The sequence below is a fragment of the Paenibacillus sp. MY03 genome (assembly GCF_002165585.1).
Classification (GTDB): domain Bacteria; phylum Bacillota; class Bacilli; order Paenibacillales; family Paenibacillaceae; genus Pristimantibacillus; species Pristimantibacillus agaridevorans.
This window is the reverse complement of the sequence record NZ_MXQD01000009.1, coordinates 197,215-210,289: the sequence shown is the minus strand read 5'-3', so window position 1 is coordinate 210,289 and position 13,075 is coordinate 197,215. Positions and strand designations below refer to the sequence as shown.

Below are 13,075 nucleotides of genomic sequence, written 5' to 3'. Positions count from 1 at the left end.
TCCTTGTGTGAAAATGAACCGGGGAGGTGTGAACACCTGCTCCCGGTCCATCGCAAACCTATTCTTTAATCAGATTATATTGTTCGGTATATTCCTCAATGATTTTTAAACCGCCGGCTTTTTCCCAATTCGCGATCTCTTTCTTCCAGCCTTCTTCGTCAATATTGCCCATAATATATTTGACTTGGGCGTCAAGCATAATAATGTTGAGCTCCGCCCCTTTTTGGGAGTAGGTTTCCGAGGAGAGCGATACCGCCGGGTTTCCGACCGCATAGTTTAAGTTGTCTACGGTGATGTCTAATGTTTTTCTCTCCAAATCGGACATATCCTTCGGAATCGACTTCCCTCCCGGGTTAATCGCCAGCAGTCTGTCGCGATACGGCTTGCCTTCCAAGCGGAACAGATCTTCATCGATCACGGTCGCGTTGCCGTCTGTATTTTTCCAGTGCTTGCCTTCAATGCCGTATTGGAGAAGGGTCGCCATTGGCTCGTCCAACAGTTTATTTAAGAACGCCAGAATTTTCTTTAAATCTTCTTCCGTCTTCACGCTGGATTTCGGGAATACCAGCAATCCGTTATTGCCCAATTCGGCAGGCGCCCGCTTGCCATCCGCGCCCTGGAGCGGTTCTACGTCAACGACAGCGGTTGGAACGGTTTTGGCTACCGTGCCTTGCAGCGCAACCGCAATACCAGCCGTCCCCACCTTAATGCCGAGCTTGCCGGCATCCCAAGTGGTGCCCGCGCTTGAATCGTCGATAACCGCAAAATCCTGATTGATCAAGTTCTCGCTGTACAATTTGCGGAATAAGGTCAATACGTCGAAGTAGGTCTGGGAATAGAAGCTCGGAACGACTTTGCCGTCTTCCACTCCCCATTGATTAGGCGCTCCTTGGCTAACCGCGAGCAGATTTACGACAGAGGATGGTCCATCGGCGAAAATTTTGTCCAGCATAATGCCGTAAGAGTCCTTCTTGCCATTGCCGTCCGGATCCCCTTCGCCCATTGCTTTCACCACGTTATACCAATCATCTAATGTAACCGGCAATTCCAGATTTAATTTCTCCAGCCAGTCTTTGCGGAACGTGACGCCCGATCTGGCGAGCGAACGGAATAGCGGCACGCCGTATACTTTGCCGTCTACAGACACATTCTCGTAATGAAGCGGGCTGACCTCAGCCAGATTGGGATAATCCTTGATGAGCGGGCCTACCTCCCAGAACAAACCTTCCTTCATATAACTAATGTAATTGGGCGAATATTTAATCGTCATAATTTCAGGCAGATCTTGCGAGGCGATCATGACGTTGATCTTGTCGTCATAAGCGGAACCGGGAATCCACTGCATCGAGAAATCGACGCCGGTGTATTCTTGAAGCTTCATTTCAATCTCATTGTCTTCCTTCGGAATTTGCGTCGATTGCTCGGCAACCATTGTGATATGGAAGGGTTTGTCCGATTTCGCGTTGTTCCCTCCTGAATTTGGCGCATTGTTGACTGTCGAATTGTCGTTCGAGCCGCAGGCAGTCAATACACTGGAAGCAGTCAGCACCGTACAGAGCAACACCGTTAACTTTTTCAAGATAAGACCTCCATTTTTTCCTTTGTATTTATTAAAAGATATCCCGCTTTGAAATGTCAAAGAGGATTATCCCTTAACCGAACCCATCATTGCGCCTTTGGCAAAGTGTTTCATCAAGAAAGGGTACACCAGCAGGATGGGAACGGTAGCGAATACGATAACCGCCATCCTGATCGTGATCGGGTGGAAATCGGAGCGTTCCACCGCCGACTGATCGCCGAACCGGTCATTGGCCAACATGACAATATCTCTCAGCAGAACTTGAAGCGGCCACTTGCTAGAGTCGTTAATGTACAGGATCGCATTAAAAAACGTGTTCCAATGGGTTACCGCATAAAACAAACCTATGGTTGCCATCGCCGGGAGCGACAAGGGAATTACGATACGGAACAAGATGCCGAGATCATTGCATCCGTCGATCTTGGCGGATTCCTCAAGCTCGTAAGGAACTTGCTGGAAAAAGTTTTTCATAATAATCAAGTTGAAGGCGCTTATGGCCCCTGGAATCATTAATGCCCATAGGGAGTCAATTAAACCTACATCCTTCACCACAAAGTAGGTAGGGATCATGCCGCCGTTAAACAACATCGTAAATAGAACGAGCAGCAATATCTTTTCTCTGCCGCGCAGATGCCGCTTGGCCAGCGGATAGGCCATCATGGAGGTAAAAAACAAATTAATAAAGGTGCCCATGAGCGTAATATAAATCGATGTCCCCAAGCTGCGCAGCAAGGTGTCTGTCGAAAAAATATAGGCATACGCCGAAAGCGAAAATTGCGTAGGGAACAGGATAAAGCCGCGTTGCGCAATCTCTTCGGGAGTCGCAAAGGAAACGGCAATGACGTAAATAAAGGGTAAAATCATGACTAATGCGACTATTGTCAACAGCAGATAGTTCGCGCCATCGAATAATCGGTTTCCCCAAGAACGTTCTTTCATGGTGATCACGCCTTTCCTATCCTTTAATAAATACCTTCTTCTCCGGCTTTCTTAGCCAGCCAGTTCGTACCCAGCACCAGCACCAAGGCAAATACGGATTTAAACACCCCTACAGCCGCGCTGTAGCTATATTGCGCTTGCGTTAGACCCTTGGTGTAAACATAAGTGTCGAACACTTCTCCTACTTCCCTGTTCATCGTGTTGAGCACCAGAAAGACCTGTTCGAAACTGACATCCAGGAAATCGCCCATCTTCAATATAAACAAGATGATGATCGTACCGCGGATCCCGGGGAGCGTAATATGCCACATCTGCCTCCAGCGATTCGCGCCATCCATTTTGGCTGCTTCGTAGAGCTGCATATCGATGCCGGACAACGCCGCCAAATAAATAATCGTTCCCCAGCCCGCTTCCTTCCAGATGGTCTGCCCCGTGATCAACGTTCTAAACCATTCTTCGCTTAGCAGGAACGGAATTTTCTCGAAGCCGAAATGAGCAATCAAATCGTTGATAATGCCGCCTTCCGTCGTTAGAAACATATAACTGATCCCCACGATGACCACCCAGGAAACAAAATGAGGAATGTAGATGACCGTTTGGATCGAGCGTTTGAACAACTCCACGCGGACCTCATTCAGCATTAACGCCAAAATGATCGGGATCGGGAAAAAGAAACAGATATTATAGAGAGCTAGCACGGCTGTATTTCGGAATAACTTAAAAAACTGCGGCTCGGAGAACAGGCGGATAAAATGCTCCAGTCCCACCCATTCGCTGCCGCTGATGCCCAGATGCGGCTTGAAGTTTTGAAAGGACATCACTAATCCCCACATCGGCCAGTACTTAAAAATAAGGAAGTACACGAGACCGGGAATAAGCATGAGATACAACCAACTATTCTTATACAACTCTCGAAGGATATCATTCGGTTTTTCTAATCGGTTCACATTCATAGCGTTCCTCCAGTGGTTGATGGTTGATGGTTGAGCCGATCGATAGCGGCTGTTTGATAAGGCTAATTATTGCAGGGTTAGAGTAACATTCAATCTCCCGTTTTCAACTCTTTGCGTGATTAGCCCCATTCGTACCGCATTCAATATGGAATATGCTCCATTCAACTTCAGCCGAAATTGGACAAAAAAAATCTCTTGCGTCCGCAATGGCTGCTGGCGCAAGAGATTCTTATCTATTTGGTCCCGACTTTTTGAACACGCATTTTTACTTAATCGTTTTTCTTGTGCTCGGTTCGATATTTGCCCGGTGTTTCGCCAACGACTTTTCGGAAGGTTCGGATAAACGCCGTCGTATTGTTGTAGGATAATTTCTCGGCGATTTCCGATACCATCATATCCGTTTGCTCCAGCCAAATTTTCGCTTGATCCATGCGGAACTGGGCGACATATTCCGTAAAGTTCATGCCTATTTGCTTTTTGAACACGCGGCTTAAGTAGACGGGATGGTAATTCAGCAGATCTCCGCACATTTCCAGCGACAGATCCCGGTCATAGTGATCGCGCACGATCTTCAGCATCTCGCCCGCTACATTGGCAAATTTGGATTGCTCGCGATTATGCAGAAACGTGATAACCGGCGCGAACACGAATTCCCCGAACCACTTGCGGATCTCCTCCGTCTGATTAAGCTGCTTCCACTCGTCCTGAATAACGGATGGATCAAATACCTCGGTAATCGGAACGCCATGCTCTTGAATGAGTTCGTATATTTTCGATAATAATTGCCTCATTAGAATTTGATATTCCTTGAAGCCTATTTGTTTGTGCGTGATCGCGTCCAGATATTTCTGGAAGGCTTCCTCCACTCGCGGCTGATCGGCAGGTTTAAAAGCTTGCAGCACTTGATTTTCCAAAGCCTTCAGTTCGATATAAGCTTTATTGTCGAATTCCAGGTTGTAGCGCAGATCGTCATAGTGCAGAATAATATCGTTGCCCAGCACGAATCGGCTTTGAATCGCTTGCAGTCCTTCCTTATAGGCGCGTTTGGCATCCGTTATTTGATCGAAAGTATTGCTTATGCCTATGCTGACTTGCACGCTCAAATATTGGGCGACATTGGCTTTTAGTTGTTTGGCAATGTCATAAAAATAAGCGTTGGCTTCCTCTAGCGTCGGCTTGTCGCAATAGACAATGCTGACTTGGGATTGATCCAGCAATATCGGTTTAAACCAGTTCGTGTCCTGTATAATATCTTCCGCAATATTATTAATCGCGTATAACAGCAAGTCGCGGTCGGTTGCTTTATATTTGCTATCCGTTAACGTGTCGATCTGCAGCACAATAACCGCATAATATTTCCATTGAACGGAGAAGCCCAGCATCCTGCACTTGTACAGCCAGTCTTCCGGCGAATAATGATCCATAAACAATTGCAGCACCAGCAGCTCTCTCATTCGAGGGAATTGTTCTTTGACCTGCAGCTGCAGCTTTTTCTCCGAATGAAACATCGTTTTAAATCGTTCTTCTATGACGCTAAACTCGTTATGACTTTTGTCTTTGGCATCGTGATCTTGTTCGCCGCCCAAATATTCGAATAATCGTTTGATGGGAGAATACAGTCTTCGGCTTCCATAATAAGAAAACACCGCCACGAGCAGGAACAAGGAAAGACAAGTGATGATCGTAATATCCGCAATCTTTCTGGTTTGCTTTTTGATTTCCGTCATGGATTCAAACGACATGTAGATCAAGTCATTGTACGACGACTGGATATAAGCAATGCCCCAGTCCTGACCGTTCATCCTGGCTCCGACAAATCCATTTGCCGAGTCTAATAAAGGCCGAAGCTCATCGGTATCCACCGCCAATTGCCCGGGTCCGGCAACAATAGGCTCGTATTCGGCATCAAGCACGATCGCGTGTCCGGGTTGATCTTCGAAGAGAGAGCGGAATAAATCATTCCTGAACATCTCAATGACAAGTATGCCATCGGCATTATTGGAATTCAGGTATAAAGGAAGCTTGACGATTAAATTCACCGTATCTGACGATAACGGATTATCGGCGAACACCCAAAACATCTTCTTCGGATTTTGCGAGGCTGCATTCTTGAATTGCTCGGCATGTTCGAATTGGTTAAGCTCGTAAAAACCGTTGTTGCGAATAATCCAATTGTCCTTGAAGTGGATCAGATAAACTTCCTTAATGCCATCGTTCGCTTGAAGCGTATACAACCCTTTGGACAGATCCCAGATCTGTCTGTAATCCTTGTGCGAAATTTCTCCTCGTATCGCTTCAAGAACCAAAGAAGACCCCGCATATTGCAATGCGGAAGCCTCCAGATTCATAATCATTTGTTCCACTCTCAGCTGGTCTTGCTTCAGGATTTGTATATTGGATTGTTTCACTCTATCCTCAATATCCTTCGAAGCGATCCAATACGAGACGAAGCCTACGATAATAACCGGAATGATGCCAATCAATAAAGCAATCACAAGTATTCGATACATATAATTGGGATATCTCATGAGACCCTCCAGCCCATTATCATAGATGCACAACTCGTCTTATCGAATAATTCCCTCATCCAGCTTATAGTATTTGATTCCTTTACGCAAATACGTAAACGCCACATGGATTGCTCCATCCCTGCTCTGCAAGATCGATGGATAAGAATAACCAATCTCGTTTTCCCAATATTCTTGATCCGCAACTTGCAGATCGAGCTTGCGCGGCCAGGTCTCCCCTTCGTCCTGGGATATGGCGATCGTTAAGGGAGTTCGAAGCGCCTTCTTAAGCGTCTGACCGTTTTTTTCGTACCACCGAAAATTATTATTCTCCAGGCTTGCCGGGTTATAAATAAGCGCAAGATGATTATTGATTAATCGCACGACCTGCATGGATGAATTATTGTTCGGAAGCTCGCTCCGTTCCGGCGCTGTCCAGGTCACGCCATAATCATGCGAACGGCTTGTATAGATCCGATCGGAATCGCGGCTGCGAAACATTGCGAACAGACTGCCATCCGGAAGCGATACGACGCTCATTTGCACGCGGCGGGACACCTCCGGAATCGTATGTTCCGTCCAAGTGTTTCCCTGATCGCCGCTAATAAATACGATGGCGTATTCATCCTCTTCCTTGCAATAATAAGCCGGCAACAGCCAGTTGCCATTGTCCATAATGACGACGGGATGTCTCAAAAAGAAACCTGGACCGTCGAACATGATCTCCGGATCTGACCACGTATGGCCGCGATCGGCAGAAATTCGCCGCACAACTCTTGATGTCGTTTGATTATGCGGCTCATTGGAGGTGTGCATCAGCCATAACTCTCCATTTGGTTGTTGGAAAAGGACGGGATTCTGCTCGGACCGATCCGGGTCGCAGGATAATTCAATAGGCTCGGTCCATCCGGCAGCGCCCAGCGGCAGCCGCGACATGATGATATTGGTATCGGGATTGCCTTCGGCGCTCCCCGAGAACCACACGCATAGCAAGTCCCCTTGATCCAATTCGATCAAGTTCGCGCAGTGGCTCGTTAAATACCGAACAGGCAGATAAGCTTCTTCCACGCCCGGTTGATCCGGCTTCTTGCGGATGATTCCATCAAATCGGTTCATTTACATCTCCCCCAGTTTAGCTGATTAGTTGTCGATAGATGCTCTCGATGTCGTCCACTGTCATATGCTTCGGATTATTGTCCATCAAACGGGTAACCTTCGAAGCCGCGATAGCCAAGTCGGGCACATCCCGATCGGTGACGCCGAAGCTTCGCAGATCCTGCGGAATGTCGAGCGCGGACGTCCACTTCGTAATTCGCTCGAGTACGCGATCCGCCGCTTCCCCGGAGGAGCAGCGATGCGAATCCGTTATCCCCATAGCGGAAGCTGCAAGATTCATTCGATGCGCGATCGCATCCAGGTTAAACGCCAGCACATGCGGCAGCAGCATCGAATTCGCGACGCCATGCGGGATATTGAACTTCCCCCCGATCGGATAAGCCATCGCGTGCACGGCCGCGGTGCCCGCGCAGGTAAGCGCCATGCCGCCATACATCGACCCGAGCATCATCGCTTCGCGCGCATCCGCTTGATCGCCATGATGATAGGCCGTTTCGATGCTTTGGCTGATGAGACGCATGGATTCCAGGGCAAACATATCGCTAAACGGATTGGCTTTATTTGAGATAAAAGATTCGAAGGCATGCGTAAAAGCATCCATGCCCGTTGCTGCCGTAATCGGTTTAGGCAGCCCAAGCGTAAGCAGCGGATCGATGATGACTAGTTGCGGCAGCAGGTAACGGCTGACGATTCCGATCTTGAGCTCTTGCTCCGGCAGCGTGACAATCGCATTGGGCGTGACTTCGGATCCCGTTCCGGACGTAGTCGGAATCAGAATCAAGGGAACGCCCGCTGCCGCAATCTTATCGATGCCCAGCATCTCTTCGATGGTCATTGCATTAGTCGCCAAGACAGACAAAATTTTGGCGGCATCGAGCACGCTCCCTCCTCCGATCCCCACTACCATATCGAATCCTTCGTCTTTATATTTTTCGAATATCGCGATAATCGCTTGATCCGTCGGCTCCGGCCTCACATCCGCATTTAATTGGCATGCGATGCCCGATTGCTCCAGCTGTCGAACGACTGATTCCGCGTATCCAGCCTTAACGATGGACGGCTGAGATAGAACAAGCGCGGTTCGAACCGGCGGAAGCACATTCAAATATTCGTTTAGTCTCTCCAGCGTATGGCATCCCGCCGCAATTTTGTCGGCAGTTTGAAATTGATAAGGTCGCATAAGCTCATTCCTTTGTCGATGATCGTGGAAACGTGTACTTCATCATCTGCAGATGCTCGCTATGAAGCACCAATTCATTGTTTACGTACAAGCGATAACCTTGCTCCATGGTCCCGGCCTGCGACGCTGACTTGTTATAAGTCACACGAATGGCGTCATTGTTAATGTTCACATTATTCAGCTCGAAATAGGTTAAACCGACATGTACGGGATCGAGTACGATTCCGTCCTCTTGCACGTTTAATCCGGCAATATGCCGGATCACGAGATCAATGTAATACGAATGGTTGTAATCCACATCATCGCTGATCGGCTCTCCCGTCATACTGTCATAATGCTCCACCAAATAAGGTTTGTCGAGGTCCCGCTGCGCGTAATGCAGCATGGAGTACTCCCTGAAGGCATGTCCGAACTCCTTGTCGTAGACATGCTCCCTACGTTTGCTCTCCTCCGCCAGCGCATCCAGGATGACGCTGTTCGTGTAAGGCCAAGTGGGACCATTCCAGACGCAGCCGTTTCTTCCTTTAAAGAAATGGCCCTGCCAGCCCCCTTCGGCCGAGAATACGGGACAATCCTTGGCAACAGACGGGAAAGGATTTCGTGTCCCGAAGTAACGTTCGTCGAAGAGATAATCCAATCCGTTCTTGTGGCGTTGATCCGTCATTCCGGCCCAATACGGGTAGAACCCTACAATGTTTTTGACATAAGCCTTCCGGTTGTCCTTATAATGCAAATCGTAGAAAAATTGACTTTCCTCGTCCCACATGCCGGATAGAACATCGGATTTAATTTGCTCTGCTTGTTCCCCAAACCTCTCGGCCTCGGGATCGTCTAACGCCAGGCATAAGTTCATGACGCCGATGCAATTTAAATAATGATAGATCGAACGATCGACGCGTTTGAGCGGCGTGACTAGCTCCGGATCCTTGCAGTTTTTCGGGAAGTCATTAAAGTACCAGTAGCTCGGCTGGTATTCCTTCCCCGTCCGATTATGTTTGTACTCAATGATTAAACGATCTTCCGCATTGCCCATCAACCGGCTTTCGCCATCTATCTGGCGCTTAAGTGAAGGCAGCAATTGCCGGGCCATCTCCTTGTCCCGATGGATCAAATAATATTGATAGGCGCCCCATCCCATAAAATTCGCGTAGGAATGCAGCGTTTCATTGACTAACAAACAACGATACAGGCCGTCGTCATCCTGGCTTGCCATCATATTTTTCCATATGCCATCCCCGTACGAGCGATCCGGATACCATCTGGCTTCGAGCAAATGCATCGGAGCGGTAAGCGGAATAAGCTTCGAGAACTCCCAGCCATGCGGGGCAAACGGCGTCTTGGACATCTTATGCGAGCGACCTTCGTAAAAAAGCGGGTATTGCAGCTGCCCTACCCTTGGATCGGCTAAATTATGCCGCATAAGAAACCAGCGATAATGCCAGGTTTTGGTGATCAAAGGTTCATCGCATGTGAACTGGGGCGCTTGATCAAACCAGCTCTGATATTCGGCTTGATTCGCCGGGAGGATATCCTCGGCCGGTTGTTCGAGGAAGGCGGCTGCCCGCCGTTCCAGAGCGGCGGCATCATCCTGCTCCTCGATGCCCATAGCCGCGGCAATGACAAGCCGAACCTGCTGGCCCGGCGCCAGCTCCAACCCTTCGTGCAGCCTGTTATCGCTAAGCTTCAGCACAGTCCGTATGGCGAACGAATAACGATCTGCCGAGTAGACGCCTGACAACGAGCCCTGATCCTTATTTTGCAGGATACGGGGGTCGGTCTTCAATCGGATGACGATAGCATCCGGGCCGCGATTTTCCCATGTTTGCACGGCTACCGAGCAATCGTTCCAGGTGACAAACTTATGCTCGCGCAATGACAACGAAGCGCTCTCATATTCGAAAGCCAAGTAGCTGGGATGCCAGTTCAGCTTGCAGGGCTCGAATACAGTCCCTTGATCCGATTCGACGGTGAACAACAGCGGAATATTCAATTTGTGTATAAAGTCGATCGCACCGCTAAAGCCAGGCTTGGGATCCAGATAATCCGCCCAAAGCCTGGCCCCTGTCGGGCCGAGAAGACTGGTTGTCGGCAGCGTCCTTAAACTTCTTCTGCCGCTCGCCAACTGATCATCGATCCGTGCGTTCAAAGCTGGCAACGTTTATCTCCTCCTTTGCGATGGCACCCGATTCTATATAGGCTTGGATCATCTTTGCAACCTCGCGCTTTTGGCTTTCGCCTAATCCCTTTACCGGGAATCGAGCGGGTCCCCCCGGCAATCCCATCTGGCTCATCGCTTCTTTTAATGCCGAAGGGATCGTTCCTAATTGAAAGGAGTTGCGAAGCGGGCGAAGGGCGTCTTGGGCATGTTGAGCCGCTTCCAGGTCACCGTTTGCCCAGTTGTTGTAGATCGATGCGACAAGCCGCGGAAGCACATTCGAGGTTGCCGCGATAGCGCCGGTTCCGCCAGCCATCAACGTAGGCAGGATAAGAGAATCCGTTCCCGCCAATACCGCAAACGATTCGTCCGCCGCGTCCAAAAGTTGCAGAATGACATCCATTCTGCCGCTGCTGTCTTTGATCCCGACAATATTCGATTCCCGAGCGAGCCTGGCTGCTGTTTGCGGTTGAATCGAGTTGCCTGTCTGATTCGGTATGTTGTAGAGAATAATCGGCAGATTAGTGGAAGCCGCAATCCGTTGGTAATGCAGAGTCAGCTCATCCTGCGAGAACGTTAGAAAGTAGGGGGTGATCACCGATACCGCATCTACGCCCGCCCGCTCCATCTCTTTCGTCAGAGTAATCGTTTCATCCGTGCTTATTCCGCCTGTTCCGGCATATACGGGAATTCGCCCGGCAGCCTCTTCGACGACAATCTCGGCAATTCTGACCTTCTCTTGCTTGTTAAGCATAAGAAACTCGCCGTTCGTTCCAAGACAGAATAATCCATGCACACCCTGCTCGATAAATCGTTGTACAAGAACACGCAGGCCCGCCTCATCCAAAGTTTGATTTTCTGTAAATGGCGTAACCATTGCCGGTATGATTCCTGCTGGTCTGATCATTTTGCGCTGCTCCTTCAGTTGAATTAGTGTTGGATCAATCAAATTAATAGGAATCGTCGAACCGTTAAATGTTGTATACATCATTTATGAGTAGTTTATCGGCAACCTTCCGGTCTGTCAACAAACAATATCGCTGCGCTTAGTCATCTGGTATGTTGTATGCATCATTTACTTCAACCGATTTCCCATGTTACTATACAAGGTGAAACGGCTGTTCAATCATTTTACGCAAAGGAAGTTATTGCACATGGATCTGCCTAAACTCGACAACTCCAACTTATGGGACAAAACGTATTCGGTGTTGAAAGAGCAAATTATACGCAGAACGTTTAAGCCCAATCAGAAAATATCCATACCTGAATTAGCGAACCAACTAGGCGTCAGCCGCACGCCCATTCGAGAAGCGCTTAATCGTCTGGAGACCGAAGGTTTGATCAAGACCGTCTCCAAGGTCGGAACCTTCGTCGTAGCTATCGATGAAAAGACGCTGCTGGATATCATCGACACCCGTCTTATGCTCGAATACTGGGTGCTCGAGAACCTTCCAAAGCTATCGTCGGATGAGATTAATGGAACTCTGGCAAGTATGGAAGAGATTTTGTCGCTCACCGAAAGTACCATTCGCTCCTCTCCATTTGACTCCAATCAACTCGCCGAGTACAACCTGGCTTTTCACCTTGCTTTTATTCGAATGGGCGGGAACCAACGGAACACGGACATCTATCAGCAATTGATGAATTACCGCTTTTCGGCAGCCAAATCCTCCCTCATAACCCAAACTATGGTGGAGACTGCGCTCGAGCAGCATTACGCGATTATCGCATCCATTCGGACCGGCGATATCGCGCTTATGCGAGAAGCCATATATACGCATCTTAACGATTCGAAAGTACGTTTGCTGGAGAATCTCAAAAACAATGGCGGAGTTATTTAGTGGCAGGCTAGCGGCCAATGGCTACTGGTCATTGACTAACGATCAATCAAAAAGGTACAGCTCTCCTCATCATTGAGAAGACTGTACCTTTTGGTATTTATGATGAACTGCCTTTTTAAATGCGAGTTCAAAAAGTTCGGTTATCAGCACCGGAAGGTTCGGCTGCATTCAATATTCGACGTCGAGTAAGCTACTTGGGTTTCTTCGTAATGGGAAGCGGACTTTTTGAACAACCTCTTAGAGCAAATTTTTGAAGGCGTGACGAACGACGTTGCCGCGACTAATAATGCCAACGAGAACGCCGTTGCGTACAACCGGCAGCTTCTTGATGCGTTTCTTCCCCAGAATGGCCGCTACATCCTCGATATCTCGATCCCAATCGATCGTAACGACCCGCTTCCTGGCAAGCTCCATGACATTGAGGTTAAGCAGCCGCTTCGTTCTCTCCTCGAAAGGCTCCTGATAATCTTCCAGCTGTATAACGAAGGCGTATGCGATCGCATCAAACATACCTTGCTCCGACTTCCCAATAAAACGCATAATATCGCCGTCGCTGATATACCCGACGATCGCATTGGCTTCATTGACAACCGGCATGCCGCTGATGCCGTGGTCGATGAACTTTTCGATGACCATCCGGACCGTGTCCGTCTCCTTCACCTTGTATACTTGCGCATTCATCACGTCGCTTGCTTTCATCGTAGTCCCTTCTTTCTGATATACTGTACCTGAATCTGATTTCGTGTGAGGAAACCTCAATCTTATGTGGTAAAATAGAGTTTAACACCTGAACGAACCTTATGTC

Annotated in this window: 10 protein-coding genes; 1 reads left to right on the top strand and 9 read right to left on the bottom strand. The window is 48.6% G+C overall.

The window, feature by feature from the left end; translation table 11 throughout:
* Positions 1-58 precede the first annotated feature (58 nt).
* From B1748_RS11360 to dapA, 8 genes are all read right to left on the bottom strand, one after another.
* The gene (locus tag B1748_RS11360) at positions 59-1,579 is read right to left on the bottom strand and encodes an extracellular solute-binding protein (RefSeq protein WP_087568014.1); all 1,521 of its coding nucleotides are present in this window, start codon (positions 1,577-1,579) and stop codon (positions 59-61) included.
* Positions 1,580-1,645: 66 nt separating this feature from the next.
* A complete protein-coding gene (locus tag B1748_RS11355) occupies positions 1,646-2,518 on the bottom strand; it encodes a carbohydrate ABC transporter permease (RefSeq protein WP_087568013.1) in 873 nt (290 codons plus the stop codon).
* 23 nt (positions 2,519-2,541) lie between these two features.
* Entirely contained in the window at positions 2,542-3,471 is a 930-nt protein-coding gene (locus B1748_RS11350) for an ABC transporter permease (RefSeq protein WP_087568012.1), read from the bottom strand.
* Positions 3,472-3,740: 269 nt separating this feature from the next.
* Complete coding sequence (locus B1748_RS11345; protein WP_087568011.1) at positions 3,741-5,999, bottom strand: helix-turn-helix domain-containing protein; 2,259 nt, start codon at positions 5,997-5,999, stop codon at positions 3,741-3,743.
* Positions 6,000-6,038: 39 nt separating this feature from the next.
* Entirely contained in the window at positions 6,039-7,094 is a 1,056-nt protein-coding gene (locus tag B1748_RS11340) for a sialidase family protein (protein ID WP_087568010.1), read from the bottom strand.
* A gap of 16 nt (positions 7,095-7,110) precedes the next feature.
* A complete protein-coding gene (locus B1748_RS11335; protein WP_087568009.1) occupies positions 7,111-8,274 on the bottom strand; it encodes an iron-containing alcohol dehydrogenase in 1,164 nt (387 codons plus the stop codon).
* A gap of 4 nt (positions 8,275-8,278) precedes the next feature.
* Positions 8,279-10,429 carry an MGH1-like glycoside hydrolase domain-containing protein gene (locus B1748_RS11330; RefSeq protein ID WP_256975624.1) on the bottom strand — a complete coding sequence of 717 codons (2,151 nt, stop codon included), beginning with the start codon at positions 10,427-10,429 and terminating at the stop codon, positions 8,279-8,281.
* Positions 10,401-11,336, bottom strand: a complete 936-nt coding sequence (gene dapA, locus B1748_RS11325) for a 4-hydroxy-tetrahydrodipicolinate synthase (RefSeq protein ID WP_087568089.1) — start codon at positions 11,334-11,336, stop codon at positions 10,401-10,403. Before dapA ends, B1748_RS11330 begins: the two co-directional genes overlap by 29 nt.
* 247 nt (positions 11,337-11,583) lie before the next feature.
* Here dapA and B1748_RS11320 point away from each other — a divergent pair, with 247 nt between their 5' ends.
* Positions 11,584-12,270, top strand: a complete 687-nt coding sequence (locus B1748_RS11320) for a GntR family transcriptional regulator (protein ID WP_179215532.1) — start codon at positions 11,584-11,586, stop codon at positions 12,268-12,270.
* Positions 12,271-12,507: 237 nt separating this feature from the next.
* Here B1748_RS11320 and B1748_RS11315 read toward each other — a convergent pair whose 3' ends face one another.
* Complete coding sequence (locus tag B1748_RS11315) at positions 12,508-12,969, bottom strand: CBS domain-containing protein (RefSeq protein ID WP_087568007.1); 462 nt, start codon at positions 12,967-12,969, stop codon at positions 12,508-12,510.
* Positions 12,970-13,075: the final 106 nt, after the last annotated feature.